The organism is Paenibacillus sp. 2TAF8 (assembly GCF_052114825.1).
GTDB lineage: Bacteria > Bacillota > Bacilli > Paenibacillales > Paenibacillaceae > Paenibacillus.
This window is the reverse complement of the sequence record NZ_JBFRFN010000002.1, coordinates 13122-30024: the sequence shown is the minus strand read 5'-3', so window position 1 is coordinate 30024 and position 16903 is coordinate 13122. Positions and strand designations below refer to the sequence as shown.

Genomic DNA, 16903 nt, shown 5'->3' with positions numbered 1-16903 from the left:
CGTTTAATATCCATCCTCCCTTTTAAAAAGAAGGGGGGATTTTGTCATTCATCTGGCTTTCAGGTGAGGAAGAGACTAATGTGATACCTGAACAAATATTCGTATTTTATAGTCGTCTGGATTCTTTTCTGTCCAATAGGTGTGCAATTCCAATGCATATACATCTCCGCTTACTTTCATTCCTTTACGTGCAACGAACTTTTTAATGACAGAATACGTTTGTGGCATGCTATCGTATGAGCCTTTGTGATCTATAACTGCATATAAACCTGCAGGTTTGATCAACATCTTTTCTTCAGGAATGGAGGCCTTTATTTGGTTAGCTATGTATTCAGGATAATCGCCCCCGGATTCAAATCGGTCTTTACTTATAATCGTCCAAATAGGAAATTCATGATCGATATAGTTTGTTTCACAATAGTCTCGATGTTCGGTTAATTTTTTGGCAAACTCCTTATCACCATCACCTATATCCAGTTTGGTAGTTATGAAATATTCCTCCAGGCATTCCAGAATTTTTGGTGAGTTTCGTAATTCTAATGTTGCTTCCTCAGTCATCTTGATGGCACTTGTCAGAATATTTTGCATTTGAGTAATTCTACGTTGTTCTCTTTCCAACTCCACCTGTTTTTCTTTTAACATATTGATTAATAGAGGCGTATTTTGCTTCTGAAGAAACGCCTTTATTTCCTCTAGTGAACTACCGGCTTTTTTGAGCACAATAATCAAATCAAGGACAAGACATTGTTGAACGGAATAATAACGGTAGCCTTTAGAATTGACAAATTCAGGTTTTAACAGTCCAATATCATCGTAATGAAAAAGGGTATGTTTAGTCACTCCGCAAGTTTTAGCTAGTTCACTGGTTGTGAAATATTCGCTTGATATTTTCGACATTTTTCTCTCCTCCGTGCCTCTATAGCTATATATTGGTTGCGCTGAGATTGTTTATTGACTATAGGGTTACCCTATACATTATAGTTCAATATGTTAAAAGTTTAAAATAAATCGTACGGAGGAAGATTACTTATGTCAACATTCAAACGCTGGATGATTTTAATCATTGTATCCAGTGCACTGTTACTCATCGTCATGGATATGACGATTCTTTACACGGCTATGCCAACGTTAACACATGAAATAGGTGCGACTGCTTCACAAAAATTATGGATTTTGAATGGTTACTCCCTTGTTATGGCGGGTCTGCTCCCCGCAATGGGAACATTAGGAGACCGCCTTGGTTATAAACGGGTTTTCTTAACAGGTTTGATTATATTTTCAATAGCCTCACTTACTGCAGCTTTTGCTCCCAACCCCTATGTTTTGATCGCGGCAAGGGTACTTCTTGCTGTTGGGGCATCAATTATGATGCCCGCTACTATGGCAATCGTCAGAGTTACTTTTACAGATCCGCGTGAGTTAGGCTTGGCTATTGGTATTTGGGGTGCTGTTGCCTCAGGAGGTGCAGGACTTGGACCCATTGTAGGTGGACTTCTTCTCGAGTATTTCTCGTGGGGATCTGTATTCTTAATTAATTTACCCATCGCAATACTAGCATTTGTACTAACCATATTGCTGGTTCCAAAACATGAAGGCGATAGAAGTAAAAAGTTTGACTTAACCAGTTCAATCCAAATCATGATTGCCTTGGTGACTCTAATTTATGCGATCAAGGAGTTTACTCGCCGCGAAGGTTCGGTAACTTTTGCAGTTATTGGAGCTGCTGTCGGCATTGTGGCACTTGTTATCTTTATACGTCGTCAAAACAGAAGTTCTGATCCGCTTATTGATCTTTCATTATTTAAGATACCTCTGTTTACCACAGGATTTATTACGGCATTGGTAGGTTTATTTGGTATGACGGGAATCCAATATATTGTGACGCAACGCCTTCAATTGATAGAAGGTTTCAGCCCACTACTAGCCGGAGTATATACGTTAACGATCCCTTTTGCATCTGTCATTGCAGCTCCAGTGACCGGAATGCTCTTGAATCGCTTCAATGTTATTTATATCAAGAGTGCTGTTCTATTCATTACAGCAGCAGGATTGGGAATCTATCTTGTACAATTTGATTCGGGCATTGCTGGGCAGGTATTTGGACTAGCGATTTTTGGAGTAGGCTTAGGTGGCGGGATGACTGTAGCTTCTCATTCTATAATGAGCAGTGCCCCATATGAAAAGGCAGGTATGGCTGCATCGATGGAAAGTGTGGGATATGAAGTTGGTGGAGCTACAGGAATAGCTATAATCGGAAGCCTATCAGGTCTTGTGTACACGTTAACTATGAAAATTCCAACAGGATTGAATGTTTCAGTAAAGGTGAAAGATAGTTTGGATGAAGCTTTAATCGTAGCAGAAGAGCTGCCTGGATCAGCGTCGGAAACATTGAAACAGGCAGCACGATTTGCGTTTGATCAGTCCTTTTTCGCTGTTATTGTAGCCATTATTGTGTTGTTGGTAGTTGCTTCAATAAGCATGTTATGGATTGGAACACGATCAAAGAAAAAAGTAGAAGAACTGCGGCACTTGGGATAAGGTGACTTAGTTTTAAAATAGTATAATTAATAGAACTCGCTGTTGATCAACAACATGAGCCAGAAATTTTGATAACCATCTGGAGGCGAATAACATGCTGGAATTAGAGTTTACAACGATAGACACCTGGGATGAAAGCTTGTGGGCGCGGATGGAGAGGATCTATCGAGAGGCTTTTCCAACCGGTGCCAAGACAAAAGCGATTCTACGCAGTATGCTGGATCGTGGAATTGGTTATTTGCACATAGGCGTGCATCAAGGGGAAGTTGTTACTATGGCTGTTTCTGGACTCGGTGGGAAGCGTGCAGAACGCATCCTGATCATCGACTATCTCGCGGTTGAACAAAAGTTGCGTGGATCGGGCATAGGGACTTGGATGTTGAAGCAGCTTCAGACTTGGGCAATAAGGGAACATGGGATCAATGGCATGATTATCGAGGCGGAATCCGGGACGACGGAGGCTCATCTGGAACGCATTCAGTTCTGGCAACGTAACGGATTCGTTCTGACCTCCTATGTTCATCAATATAGCATGGTGCCAGAACCGTATCAGGCAATGATGTTGCCACTGGGTAGAAGCAAGCATGTGCCTGATGATGGTAAAGCACTATTTCGTTATATCAATGCTTTTCATAGGGTTGCTTATCGGAAGAGTTAGATCGCAATTATGGTAGCTCATTGAAACAGTAACCTTTATCCATTCATACCTTCTAAATGACGCTCACTCCGATATTTCGAGGGAGACTGATTATAATATTTTTTAAAGGAATGACTGAATCGTTCTGGTGTTGAAAAACCTGCCGCGATAGCTACTTCTCGAATCAGCAAATCGGTCGTCAGCAGAAGCTGTGCTGCAGCCTCCATACGTGCTTGCCATTTTTTGTCCTGGAAGGACATTCCGTATTGCTTCTGCACGGTTCTTTCTGTCTGTCTTGTGCTTAATCCAATTTTGTCCGCAAGCTGTTTCAGTGTTATAGATTGATAATCATATAAGAAACTGTTCTCAATGGTCACAAGCCTGCTATCATTTAGTGTTTTAACCGGTGCATTTAACACATTAGGACCTTGATGATAGTGTCTAATCGATCGAGCAACGATCATTTCGAGTATATTCGTTGTCATTTGATGAAAACCAATATGCTTGAGAGATACCTCCCGAGCAAGCATTTCAAATAAAGTCATCATGTTTTCCTGATCGGGGCCGATCCAGAAAGGTGTATCCAGCAGCCACTTGGAGAGATGCCCCTTCTTTAAAAAATCCCTTGAATTTTGTTTCAGGTGGAGGGGTCCCGATACAATCTCGAAGAAAATACAATACTCGGCCATGGGGTCCGTTTGATCCGGGATTTGCTCATGTTCAACCTCAGGGCCGGTCATAAACAAGGTGCCCGGTGTCAAGGTATAATGCAACCCGTTGGCAATAAGAAGACCCTTGCCACGGGGAATATAATGAAGCTCATAGCTGCCATGACTGTGGCTGTGCTTGGGCATCGTTTGATGAAAATAACCGAATTTTACATACAGTACGTTAAGAACAAGGTCATCGAGTTGTAACTTGATATCCATATCATCAATATCTATCATGGGTAGATTCATGTTTATTCTCCTCTGTCATAATGCGACATCTTGTATGGAACTTGGTCGGTTCTTGTGATAACACAACTCCATTACTCATCCCTATAATTATATCTATGAAATCTGGATTGGGAAATGGCAAAAGGGGGAGAAGAAGTTGGGAAAAACGAAAGCTCATCTATATGATCAAGGCAATTACGCTCTGAATTATACAGAAATACCCGCTTTAAATCCGGGACACGCCTGGAGAGATGGCATGGTAAGTGGAAATGGAAGAAACGGTTATATCACGTCAGGTTCACCTTATTCCGATAGTTTTATTTTTCAGCATATGTGGTTCAATTTTCCTTCCTCTGACCCCAGAGAGATACCACCAGAACTGACTAGTCAATTGCAGGAAGCCAGACAAAATGTGTTTGAACAGAATGATCAATGGAAAATCAAACACGACAATGGTGATACCCGTGTAAGAACATTCTATTACAGTTACCATCCAGGTCATCAGCTCCGTCTGAATATGGTGAACAGAGGAAAAGTGTCAGATTATGAACGATGGACGAACTATGTAACTGCCGAAACGGGCGTAAGATATCGTGATAACGATGGCCTGTGGGTACGCACTTCATTCACATCCAGAATAGATGACGTCTCCATCACCAAGCTGGAGCATTCCGATCTTGGCCAAAGGATCAATATGGTCTTGCAAATTGATGATATTTCACATATGGACGGAGCCTATAACGGAATGTCTGAAGTTCATGCACTTCGATACAAAAAACTGGTGGATACTGAAGCTAGTTATCTTGCTCAAGTGGTTCATTATCCGTCTTATGTGGACAGTGAACTGTGTTATGGAGGCTATGCAGGTGTTACTCAAGTTATCATTGTTAACGGTTCGAAGGAAAGAATCGTGTTGGAAAACACAGATGAGGAGATGAATGTAGGGCTGGAACAAAACCCTGCGATTCAGATTAAAGATGCCGATGCCGTGTACCTCATCACCACTTCGGGACGAACTCATGAAATGGGGCGCATAGAGAACTTTGCCGCCTGTTCAAGCTACTCCCTTATAGATGAGTTGTTACAGCATACTCAGTCGGTCGTGCAGAAGTATAGTCATGCACAATGTGCATTTGACTATGAACAGGCACTTTCATTACACGCCCAATGGCATTACCGTGAATTCAATGCTGTACGTTTTGCTCTCCATGGTGATGAAGAGCATAAAGATGTGGATAATCTGAAACTCATTGAACTTCAGCAGGCATCCGCAAACCGAATTAATCATGCTTTTATGGAACAGGTCTATAACCAGGGGCGATATGCTATGATCTGTTGCAGCGGGAGCAGTGCTCCTCGTTTATACGGAATGTGGACAGGCGAATGGAATCCTGGATGGAGAGGTATTTACACACTTGATGCGAACGTGAACCTGCAAGTCGCAGCGATGAACACGGGAAATTTGACACAGGCTCAGCTTGGATATATTACATTTTTCCTCAGAAACGCCCCGGATTTCGAAGCCAATGCCCGTATGGCCTACGGCATGCATGATGCGATTCAGGTAAGTGTTAACTCAGACGGAGACTGTGCTATACATGTCGAATATGACAACGACTATCCTTTTGAATACTGGAATGCAGGTGCGAGCTGGTGTTTACTTCCTATTTTTGAATACTGGCAATGTTTCGGCAATCGCGATATTCCTATTGTGGAGGAGATGGATATCGATCGTCTGCAATTCCTGTTATCTGTTCATGACAACGGCTTATCCGATGCAGCATTCTTTAGCTTGAAGGAACGAGGTACGCTGAATCTGCTTCAAGATATTTTGCTACCGCTACTCACCAAGCAGGCTAACTTCTGGGAACAGATCTGTACACCTGAGTATTTCACAGATGTTACAGGACAATCACGTTATGAAGCAGGCAAGAGCTCATTACTTCCCGGTGAGCGTTATATGATTATTCCTACGTACTCTCCTGAAAATCATCCAATTGGTTATAACAGCACCATCACCGCAAACGCTACGATGGATATTTCTGCAGCACGAGATGGATTACATATGGTTATTCAAGCGGAGATGGCTTTAAAGCGCCCGGGATATGAGAAAGCGGTAGATAAGTGGAGCAAGTTGATGGAACAGTTACCAGCATATCGTTACGATGAAGATGGTGCGCTCTGCGAGTGGGCCATGGCCGAGTATATTGAAAACAATAATCACCGGCATCTGAGTCACTTATATGCTGCCTGGCCTGCTTATGAAACGCACAGTGATGCTAATCTCGCGGTGGCTTCTGCTATAGCTCTGGCAAACAGAGATAAGTTCAACACAACAGACGCTACAGCTGGGCATGGCTGGATGCATAAAGCACTCGTACATGCACGATTAAAAAATGCAGATGGTGTCCTTCACTCACTCCTGCCGATGATGACCGCAGAAGGTTATTATGATTCCTTGATGACTGATCATGATACTAACCGTAGAAATCATTGTTATTGTACGGACACCGCTTTTGGTGTAGTTGCCGCGGTACAGGAAGCTTTGCTCTATTCCAATACGGGTGAAATTGAAGTCTTGCCTGCGCTTGCTTCAGACTGGGTATCCGGCAGCATCGACGGGCTAATGGCAAGAACACAAGTGAGAGTAGACCGTTTGTCTTGGGATCAAGCAACCGGGATAGTAAGTGTAGTTTTGTCTTCACTTATTCAGGATAACACCATTCGACTGAGTTCGGGATTGCCATGGACAACCGCTCTGGTTGATGGAGTGGGGGCACAAGTACACATGAATGGCAAAGAGCAATATGTGAACTTAACATTGCAAGAAAACCAGGAGACTTCGATTGTTTTCAGTAGGATTTGAAAATTGAAGAAGTGAAATGGCTATAGTGGAACATCAGTAAAACCTTTTACAAATATTATCAGTAGGTTATAATACAATCACCGGATGAAATTAACCAACAATAAAGTGAAATATTGTTATTCTTCAGTGACGTCTGAGTCCTAACTTATTTTTGGTTAACAGAAAATTCCATAAAAAATATGGGAGGTGTCGTTATGGTCAAGAAGAAAATTTCTACTGCCCTGAGTGCAACTTTAATCATTTCTATGTTAGCTGCTGGTGTTATCGTTGCGATCCAAGGCACAACCACGTCAGAGGTAGCGAAAACAGCAGGGGATAAAAAGGTTGAAGTTATCAAAGGTATTGAAAACAACTGACACAACAGTCACTAGAATCAAAAGACTGCAACCTGATAGAATTTTAATAGCATAATTAATGGATCAACCTCAGAATAGTTATATCATCTGAGGTTTTTTCATTAGTGCAAATATTCCGCTTGAAAATCATTGTTCGAAAGATGATTTGAGTATATGGAGGGAGAAGCAGGATTTCCAATTGGTGGAGGGCAATATGGACTACAATTCAGGAGAAAAAGCATGGTTTGACACGAAACAACTTAGAAACTCTACTATAGCGGCGGGTCGTCGTCATACCGTTGGTCTTCGATCAGACGGTACCGTAACAGCAGTGGGTGATAATAAATTCGGACAATGTAAAGTAAGCGAATGGCGCGATATTGTTTCTGTTTCAGCAGGGTGTGCCCATACGCTTGGACTGCAATCGGATGGTACGATGGTTGCAGTGGGTGATAATGATTATGGACAATGTGATGTAAGGGAATGGAGTAACATTCAACACTAAAATGCCAAGAGATAAAATGTAGAAGTACAGATATTTAAATAAATACATTCGTCTTCGTGAGTACTTAGAGGAATATGAACGATAAGTTAAATGTATGTTTAGTAAAAAAAAGCACCTAAAAAGCAGGTGCCTTTTTTATAGAGTTTAAATATACATTATCTGCCCAGGGATTTCATTTTGCCAAATTATCTTGTTCCTCCAATAGTCGTTTCAGCTTTTGCCGATGTCGTTTTTCCTTCTGACGACGCTCTCTATCCTCAGCTTGCAGAGCTTTGAGAAGGGAGACACACATGCCAATAAGTACAACTGCGAATGGCAGTGCGGCCACAATAGAGGCTGTCTGAAGACCATTCAATCCCCCACTAATCAGGAGTACGACCGCAATGGCTGATTGAAAGATACCCCAAGTTAATTTCACCCTTGCACTTGGGTTCAAATTACCATCGGTGGTTAACATGCCAAGAACAAACGTAGCCGAATCAGCTGACGTAATGAAGAAAATCATGATTAAGATTGTCGCAATGAATGCTACGATCGTGCCTAAAGGTAACTGCTCCAACATAAGGAATAGAGCCGTTGTCGTATCTTCCTTGACGGCTTCTGCCAGATGAGCGGCATTAAACAATTCCATGTGAAGACCTGTTCCACCGAAGACGGAGAACCAGACAAATCCGAAGAGGCTTGGAATGAGCATAACGTAAATTACAAACTCTTTTACCGTTCTTCCTTTGGATACCCTTGCGATAAACGTACCGACAAACGGAGCCCACGCGATCCACCATGCCCAGTAAAATAAAGTCCATGCTCCAATCCAGGTTTCTCTTGAAAACGGCGTTAGTCTCAAGCTCATGTTAATAATATTTTGCAAATAATTACCTAAGGTTGTTGTAAATGTGTCAAAGATAAACGTAGTCGGTCCAGTCACCAATACAAATAACATCAATAGCAAAGCTATAACGAGGTTCGTATTGCTTAGAATTTTTATCCCTCGATCCAGCCCGGAGGTGGCGGAGATTAAATAAAGCACGGTTACCACTGTAATAATGATCACCTGTACCGTCGTGGAGTTAGCGATACCAAATAAGTGATTCAGTCCTCCACCAATCTGCAGTGCACCCAGTCCAAGTGATGTCGCTACACCAAAGATGGTCGAGATGACCGCCAAAATATCGATGGCCTTGCCAAGCCAGCCTGCCGCAAGACGCTCTCCGATCAGAGGAATAAAGGTGGAACTAATCAATCCTTTATATCCTTTTCGGAACTGGAAGTAAGCAAGCGCTAAGCCGATAACGGTATAGATCGCCCAAGGATGCAATCCCCAGTGAAAGAAAGAATACCGCATGGAAAGTCTTGCTGCCTGAGCGGTTCCGGCTTCTGCTCCTTCCGGTGCGGATAAATAGTGGGAGAGCGGTTCAGCAACTCCCCAGAAGACCAGTCCAATCCCCATACCCGCGCTAAAAAGCATGGATAGCCAGGAAACCGTAGAATATTCCGGTTCATCATCGTCATCCCCCAGTCTGATATTGCCGAATCGACTGAACGCCAGATAGAAGGCGAAGATCAGGAAGAACAGTGTCGCCAGCAAATAAAACCAGCCAAAATTGTGAATCGAGAAATTGTAGGCCACGTTAGCCACATCAGCTAGCTGTTCAGGAGCAACAGCTCCCCATATTGCAAATAGTGCGACGATGATAATTGTGATTATAAATACCATGAAGTAGACCTCCGTTATGTAATCTTCATTCAATTGTTTCTTAGTATGCGCTAGTCCAAGCTGTAATATTTCGGAAAGCCAACTGATGATAAATTAAAACAAACCGCCGTGTAATGAAACACCTGCCGGTTTGATTCTTTAGAAACGCATGCTAGATTGGGAAGGTAGAGAAGAAAAACAAAGAAGATGTATTATACAATAAAGGGATTATTTTAATGTAAGTTTAGTAAGTTTGTCACTTTTACTAGAAAGCGATATTATGTTTTTACAAAGTTGAATTCGAGTTTCATTCATTTTTTCAATAAATCATTTACACATCCACAAAAATTTCATCAATTATTTTAAGGGGACACGTAAGATGAATTTGGAATTTAGGGAAAAGACTCTATTGTTTTTCTTACTTGAGGCTAAATACAATGATTTGGAGTTCAGAAATGAGCAAGTATATCAGGAAATTGAAGATTTATACTTTAAATTCAAAAATGAGTTAGAAAGTGAGTATGGGATAGACTGGCGAGAAATATAAAATACGGAGGTGAGGTACCCAAGAAAATGATTTACTGGAGCTTACAGACATTGGAAGTTTGGAAACAAGCTCAAGAAACAGGTTACTTGGAGGGAAGTTCTGAATATCTAATGTTTCCAGAAAAGTACATATGAATGATGGAACAAATGAAAGCGAGATTGCATGATTATAAAGGTGAATATCCAATCTGGTTATGGATCAGAAAGCCTGATATGAGATCTACCGGACATTTTGAGGAGGAACTAAATGCGTAAGATTGGCCATTATTGACTCCAGCAGACCGCACAGATTGAAGAAAATCTCAAATCGGTAGAACTTGAACTTACACCTGATATTATATCGGAAACAGAAAAAATTCTATCTTCCATCAGCCATTTTGCGCCACTGCGATAAAACAAGAAAGCATCTACTTTCTAAGTAAAAAGAAACCTTCGTCAATGTGACGAAGGTTTCTTTCAGCTGCCGAAGTTTAACCTTGAATCCAGTCCATGGTTACAATAGAAGCACTGCTTGGCTCTAAGAATATTGCATGATCTCAGCTAATCAGGTAGCATAATTTAGAACTCTTACCCTTGCTCAACCATAGAATGATTCTTATTAGGAGAGTGCCAACGATGACTACGATATTGGTTGCTGACGACGATGCGAACATTCGCAAACTCGTTGGTTTATTTTTACGTAACAACGGATTTACAACGATCAACGCCGCAAACGGAAAGGAAGCCCTTGATATCTATACCTCCACGCCAGTCGATTTGGTCATTCTTGATATTATGATGCCCGTTATGGACGGTTGGACATTATGCGAGGAACTTCGAAGAGCCAATCCGGATCTTCCGTTACTAATGCTGACGGCAAGAAGCGAAACTTGGGAGAAAGTACAAGCTTTTCAGCTCGGGACAGATGACTATATGACGAAACCATTCGACCCGCTTGAGTTAATGGCTCGCGTTAAGGCACTGTTGAAACGATACCGTATAGGTGTAACACAGACGATCCAGTTAGGAAACGTTATTCTAAACCGACAGTCTTATAAGGTCGTGAGGGGTACAGAGTCGTTCACCTTGCCGCTTAAGGAGTTCGAATTATTGTATAAACTAGCTGGCTTACCGGGACAAGTCTATACGCGGGAACAATTAATCGATCAAGTATGGGGAATTAATTATACTGGCGATGATCGAACAATAGACGTGCATATTAAACGTCTACGCGAACGTTTCGCCGACATCTCTGATTTTCGTATTGACACGGTTCGGGGACTGGGCTACCGGCTAGAGGTGCAGGAGTGACCGGCTCTCTATATACACGTGTAGTCCTGACCTTTCTGGTGTCCGTGATCGGGGGCACAGTTCTTTCTTTTCTTGCTACAACCTGGATATTTCAAGATAAATTAAATGAAAACCTGCAAAGCAACTTGCTTGACTTTGGTCAAGATATCGTACGGATCTACGAGACATTGCCGTTACGCGAAGCAGAAATGCTTATAAGTGAAATGAAACAGCTCAACTCCTACCACATTCGAGTCTATGAAGCGACGGATCAGTTTCAAACCTATGGAGAACTTAATGGACAACTTCCTTTTCTGGTGACTACGGAACAAGTGAGGAAAGTGCTGGATGGAGGAAGGATACAAATTAATGGAATCGATACGATCTTCCTGGGATTGCCGATAAAAACCCCAATAGGAAGCAAAGCCATGTTTGTAGAGCCCCTCACTTCCTCTTCCACCTCATTTCTCATCAAGTTTATTGTGACCTTTTTGATTTGTTCGTTTGTAGCAGGGAGCCTATTGATGCTAATTGCGGCTATTTTTCTGGTAAGACCGATCAAAAAGTTGACAGAAGCAACCCGGCTTATAGCTGCTGGAGATTTCAACGTCAAACTTAATATCACAGAAAAGGGTGAGATCGGTGCTTTGGCTCGCAGCTTCGAAGAGATGATGCACGACTTACAGCAGCTTGAGCAGATGCGCAGGGAATTCGTAGCAAACGTGTCCCATGAAGTTCAATCTCCACTTACTTCTATTTCCGGTTTTGCCATAGCGCTCAAGCAGGAAGATATTCCAGATGACGAACGAAGCTCTTATCTGGACATTATCATCACTGAAACTGCACGAATGTCAAAAATAAGTGATAGTCTGCTGAAGCTGAGCTTGCTCGAATCTCAGTCATTGCAAATGCGACTGTCCACGTTCAGCCTGGATGAACAGATCCGACGAGTAATCGTCGCTATTCAACCCCAATGGTCAGCCCGCAACATTCAGTTCGATCTAGATTTGCTACCCACCAAAATCACTGCCGATCACGAACAATTAAATCAGGTGTGGTTCAACATCCTCGGCAATGCCATCAAATTTTCCAAAGATGGTGCCCGAATAGAAGTTAAGATCAAACAAAATATAAAAAACGTGACTGTCCGTATAACTGATTCGGGAATTGGTATCCTCCCGGAAGACCAAAAGCGTATATTTGACCGGTTCTTTAAAGCAGATCGTTCACATAGCCAGATATATGAAGGCAGCGGTATGGGACTGGCTATTGTAAAACAGATTGTCTCACTTCATCAAGGAGACATTTCGGTTGAGAGCGAATACGGACAAGGAACAACCTTCATCGTCATCTTGCCTATCACAACAGGAGCAGATTAATTGGACTTCATGCCTTTTCCAGGCCTTGCAACCATGTATAAACCTTATTTCACGTGATAATTCAAACTTTTTTGGCCTGTTCATCCTCCGTTCATACTCTAGTAATTAGGGGGACATCTTGGTTAGTTATACTGTCTTTAGCGCTCCCGATAAGGTTGCCTAGCATAATAATGAAGACAGGAGTGGATGCAACAGTGAAACCAGGAGAGGTAACAAAGATGAGTGTGAGGACAGCAAGAAAAAGAAATACTATAGCTGCTGTGACTCTCATGCTGACGATACTTGCCCCAATGTCTGCAATGGCCGCACCGGCTGCGATGAATAACAGCATTAACCTTACGTATGAGACAACAAAGAAAACCGTAATCGAAAAAGCCAAATTACTGACTGAAACGTACGGTACGACGAGTCTGCAATATGCGCTCATTGATGGTGGAGAGATTACGGTGTCCGGTCAAACGGGGAAGAACGATCTAAACGACAAGGTACCTCTTACTGCGAACACGATCTATGGCATTGGTTCAACCAGTAAAATGATGCTTACAGCCGCTGTAATGAAGCTGGTTGACGAAGGCAAAATCGATTTGGATGTGCCTGTTGTGAACTATATGCCAGATTTTACAATGAAAGATAACCGATACAAACAGATTACACCCCGTATGTTGCTGAATCATTCGGCCGGGCTTTTCGGAACCTCTGTCGGTAGTGCTATATTGTATGGGGACAATGATACCTATGCACATGATACCTTTTTGGATCAATTGGCGACCCAGAATCTGATGGCAGAGCCAGGTGCGTATTCGGTGTACTCTAACGATGGATTTACATTAGCTGAAATTCTGGTTGAGAGAGTCACTGATATGAGCTTTACGGCATTTATACACAAAAATTTTACAGAGCCTCTGAAAATGAATCATACCAAAACACCACAGGATATAGTTAATACGGGAGAAATGGCGGGAATCTACTCTCCTGTGTATAAGGGGCAGCTTCCACAAGAGAATTATAATATCATTGCTTCAGGAGGCTTATATTCCACCGCTAAGGATCTGGTGAAATTTTCGCAAATCTTCACAGGAGAGGTCAAAGACATTCTTTCCAACAAGTCGGTAGAAGCCATGGAGCAAAAAGAATACAGAAGAGGCATGTGGCCAGAGGATAGTGATTCTTCTATGTCTTACGGATTAGGCTGGGATAGTGTGGACTTGTTCCCATTCAGTGAATACGGCATCAAGGCTGTTACGAAAGGTGGAGATACGTTATCTTATCATTCTTCACTCGTCGTACTTCCGGAATACAACATGGCTGCAGCCGTGATCTCTTCAGGCGGAGCAAGCATAACTAATCAATTCATTGCGAGTGAGTTATTACTTAGCGCACTTGAAGAAAAGGGCATTATTAAAGAACGGAAACCGGAAAAATCATTTGGTGTACCTGTGAAGGCTGATATGCCTAAAGAAATCTCCAAATTTGCAGGGAGATATGGTGGCAATAATTCAGTTACGAAGATCAAAATAAATAAGGCTGGACAAATGACAGTCTCCTCTCTCACGGCTCCAAGTAATCCGGTTCAAGAATACACTTATACATCAGATGGTACTTTTGTGAGTAATGATGGTACAGAAAAGTTGAAATTCGTTGTGGAGAAAAATGGGAATACCTACCTGTGGTCTCGATCTTATCTCTCCGTTCCAGGACTCGGACAGGTGGCTTTCTCAGAATATAATGCGGAGAAGCTCAAAGCCAATACATTACCCAAGGAGATTAACGCTGCATGGGCAAAGCGTGATGGTAAAAAATATTATCTGGTGAATGCGAAATACACATCAATGTTCTATCTTAATTCTACATCGATCCTGCCTATTCATATGAATAAAGAGAATCCAGGGTATATGTCCAATAATAAAATTATTGGAGCAGGCGAAGCAGCCAATCAATTGCAGATTCCGGGTACTGCTGGCCGAGAACCGATGGACATTCATTTCTCCAAAAAGAACGGAGGAGAGTATCTTACATTTTCAGGTTATGTATTCGCCAGTGAGGAAATGGTGAAACCCATCTATTCGGGTAAACGATCCGCAACAACCATTCAAGCAGATGGACATGCCAAATGGTTTTCGGTACCTGCTACTGCGAAAGGAAAAGTCATGACAGTGAAGTTGCCTGCAAATGGAGCCTTTGCTGTCTATGATCAGAACGGAATTTGTATTAATCACAGCGTGGTCAGCGGTAAGAATACAGTGGTGTTACCCGAAAACGGCCGTATTGTTTTTGCTGGTGAGGCTGACGCCAAATTTGAAATTTCACTTAAAAAGTAAGATGAATGGAGTTTTAAACATTTCTACAACAATTAAACTGAGCAGGAGACAATCATCATGATGAAAAAAATATTAAGCATTTTGCTCAAAATAGTCGGAGCCATAGTTATCTTAATCACATTATTTATCGCCACTGTTTTTATTGTTAATATATTTAGCAACAAATCGGAGGAAGCGAAGATAAAACCCTATGGTCAGTTGGTAGCGGTTGACGGGAAAAACATGAATGTGTTCATTCAAGGAAAAGGGGAAGAAACCGTCGTATTACTTCCCGGATATGGAACCCCAGCTCCAGCACTTGATTTCAAACCGCTCATCGAGGAGCTATCACCTTTTTACAAAGTCGTCGTCATTGAGCCTTTCGGTTATGGATTAAGTGACGTAACTGAAAAAGAGCGTACCACGGAAAATATGGTTAGTGAGATTCATGAAGCGTTACAGCAGCTTAATATTCATCGTTACACGCTTATGGGTCACTCCATTTCAGGAATTTACGGACTCGACTATGTGAACAAATATCCAAATGAAGTAAGTGCCTTTGTGGGGATTGATAGCAGCGTTCCAACGCAGGGAGGTAACGATGCTCCATTTCCAACTAAAACGTATAAATTGCTTAAAAAATCAGGATTCTACCGATTGTTAATGAAACTGGCCCCTGATCAGCTGATTGCACCAGAAGTTGATGATGAAACCAGAGAACAGATTAGAATACTTTCACTCAAAAATACGTTTAATCCGAACAACCTGAATGAAGGAGAAAACTTCGCTCCTAATTTCAAAGCAACGGAGAAGTTGACCTTCCCCAAAGAACTTCCTGTAATTTTCTTCTTACAAGCGAATGATACCGAAACGAAAAACTGGATACCCCTGCATGAAGAGCAAGTTAAAAATTCAGTGCATGGAAAAGTAATGACATTCGAAGGCGGACATTATTTACACCATACCCGATCCAAAGAAATGGTCGAAAACTTCAGGAAGTTTATGAATGAAATAAAATAAAAGATATCAACTAGTACCGATGTGAAGTAAACAAAAGAGCAATCTCTATTGAGGTTGCTCTTTTCTTCATGGTTTATTTTGCCTGACCGTGTATACGCATTTTGTTCCTCCTGCTAAAAGGTACTCTCCCCGTTCAATATGAACATTATTACCCAGAACCGTTTTAAATAAATGTAATTCATTCTTGCATAACCCGGTACATACTGCCGCCGCCTCACAGATCGGGCAATGCTTCTCAATGAGTAGGAGGCTGCCATCATCCTGCGACTTAACCTCGGCCATATAACCTTCATTTGTTCGAATTTCGGCCAGTTTCTCCAATCTCTCTCTAACATTTGATGTATCCCCAAGATGATGAAGATATTTTTCTTGCATATTTTTATTTCGAACATCCAGCAGCTTGTCCAGCCCTTCATTACCAAAAGCTTCTTTCATCGAATGAATGAGACTGACGGATAAATCCGAATATCCGCTTGGGAAAAAACGATTAGCCGCGGGAGTTAATATCCATAGCTTGGTGGGTCGACCCATGGGACGGGCCTCTTCCACATTCGTAACTAATCCTTCTTCTTTCAGCGCATTCAGATGTTGACGAATAGCCATTCCAGACAACGAAAATTGAGAGGAGAGTGCCACAACATCCATGCCACCTCGCTCCTTTAACAGATCAATGATCGCTCTTCGAGTACTGGTGGAGACATCTTTTTTGACTTGATTTCGGCTCACAGTGCAACTCCTTTTGAACCAATTGAATTTACCTCACTCCCTACATTTTAAACAAAAATGTTGACAAAGTCAAAGTGGAACTGTAGCTTAACATTATAAACAAAAATGTTTACTAAGTATCCGGATACGAGTATACATACCAATTTTCTTGGAG

Annotated in this window: 13 protein-coding genes and 1 pseudogene; 10 read left to right on the top strand and 4 right to left on the bottom strand. The window is 41.9% G+C overall.

Annotated features, from left to right (window positions below):
- Window positions 1-75: 75 nt before the first annotated feature.
- Window positions 76-897, bottom strand: a complete 822-nt coding sequence (locus tag AB4Z30_RS02285) for a MerR family transcriptional regulator (protein WP_441922912.1) — start codon at window positions 895-897, stop codon at window positions 76-78.
- A 132-nt stretch (window positions 898-1029) separates the two neighbouring features.
- On the opposite strand from AB4Z30_RS02285, the gene AB4Z30_RS02280 reads away from it, so the two are divergent.
- Together AB4Z30_RS02280 and AB4Z30_RS02275 are read left to right on the top strand one after the other, a co-directional pair.
- A complete protein-coding gene (locus AB4Z30_RS02280) occupies window positions 1030-2538 on the top strand; it encodes an MFS transporter (RefSeq protein WP_441922910.1) in 1509 nt (502 codons plus the stop codon).
- 94 nt (window positions 2539-2632) lie between these two features.
- Window positions 2633-3196 carry a GNAT family N-acetyltransferase gene (locus AB4Z30_RS02275; protein ID WP_441922908.1) on the top strand — a complete coding sequence of 188 codons (564 nt, stop codon included), beginning with the start codon at window positions 2633-2635 and terminating at the stop codon, window positions 3194-3196.
- Between the two features lie 35 nt (window positions 3197-3231).
- Here AB4Z30_RS02275 and AB4Z30_RS02270 read toward each other — a convergent pair whose 3' ends face one another.
- Entirely contained in the window at window positions 3232-4134 is a 903-nt protein-coding gene (locus AB4Z30_RS02270; protein ID WP_441922906.1) for an AraC family transcriptional regulator, read from the bottom strand.
- Window positions 4135-4270: 136 nt separating this feature from the next.
- Between AB4Z30_RS02270 and AB4Z30_RS02265 the strand changes: the two genes are divergently transcribed.
- The 3 genes and pseudogenes from AB4Z30_RS02265 to AB4Z30_RS02255 all read left to right on the top strand — a co-directional run.
- Window positions 4271-6979, top strand: coding sequence for a glycosyl hydrolase family 95 catalytic domain-containing protein (locus AB4Z30_RS02265; protein WP_441922904.1), 2709 nt, complete (start codon window positions 4271-4273; stop codon window positions 6977-6979).
- A 194-nt stretch (window positions 6980-7173) separates the two neighbouring features.
- Complete coding sequence (locus tag AB4Z30_RS02260; protein WP_441922902.1) at window positions 7174-7335, top strand: hypothetical protein; 162 nt, start codon at window positions 7174-7176, stop codon at window positions 7333-7335.
- A 253-nt stretch (window positions 7336-7588) separates the two neighbouring features.
- A pseudogene (locus tag AB4Z30_RS02255) lies at window positions 7589-7819 on the top strand (hypothetical protein); the annotation flags it as partial.
- 172 nt (window positions 7820-7991) lie between these two features.
- Here AB4Z30_RS02255 and AB4Z30_RS02250 read toward each other — a convergent pair.
- Entirely contained in the window at window positions 7992-9533 is a 1542-nt protein-coding gene (locus AB4Z30_RS02250) for a glycine betaine uptake BCCT transporter (RefSeq protein WP_441922901.1), read from the bottom strand.
- Between the two features lie 358 nt (window positions 9534-9891).
- On the opposite strand from AB4Z30_RS02250, the gene AB4Z30_RS02245 reads away from it, so the two are divergent.
- From AB4Z30_RS02245 to AB4Z30_RS02225, 5 genes are all read left to right on the top strand, one after another.
- A complete protein-coding gene (locus tag AB4Z30_RS02245) occupies window positions 9892-10059 on the top strand; it encodes a hypothetical protein (RefSeq protein ID WP_441922899.1) in 168 nt (55 codons plus the stop codon).
- Between the two features lie 614 nt (window positions 10060-10673).
- Entirely contained in the window at window positions 10674-11348 is a 675-nt protein-coding gene (locus AB4Z30_RS02240) for a response regulator transcription factor (RefSeq protein WP_441922897.1), read from the top strand.
- On the top strand, window positions 11345-12706 hold the full coding sequence (locus AB4Z30_RS02235; RefSeq protein WP_441922895.1) for a sensor histidine kinase: 1362 nt from the start codon (window positions 11345-11347) through the stop codon (window positions 12704-12706). Before AB4Z30_RS02240 ends, AB4Z30_RS02235 begins: the two co-directional genes overlap by 4 nt.
- Window positions 12707-12924: 218 nt before the next feature.
- Window positions 12925-15024: a serine hydrolase domain-containing protein gene (locus AB4Z30_RS02230; protein ID WP_441922893.1), complete on the top strand. Its 2100-nt coding sequence runs from the start codon at window positions 12925-12927 to the stop codon at window positions 15022-15024.
- A gap of 57 nt (window positions 15025-15081) precedes the next feature.
- Entirely contained in the window at window positions 15082-16023 is a 942-nt protein-coding gene (locus AB4Z30_RS02225) for an alpha/beta fold hydrolase (RefSeq protein WP_441922891.1), read from the top strand.
- Between the two features lie 66 nt (window positions 16024-16089).
- Here the strand turns inward: AB4Z30_RS02225 and AB4Z30_RS02220 are convergent, their stop codons facing one another.
- Entirely contained in the window at window positions 16090-16749 is a 660-nt protein-coding gene (locus AB4Z30_RS02220; RefSeq protein ID WP_441922889.1) for a helix-turn-helix transcriptional regulator, read from the bottom strand.
- Window positions 16750-16903 lie beyond the last annotated feature (154 nt).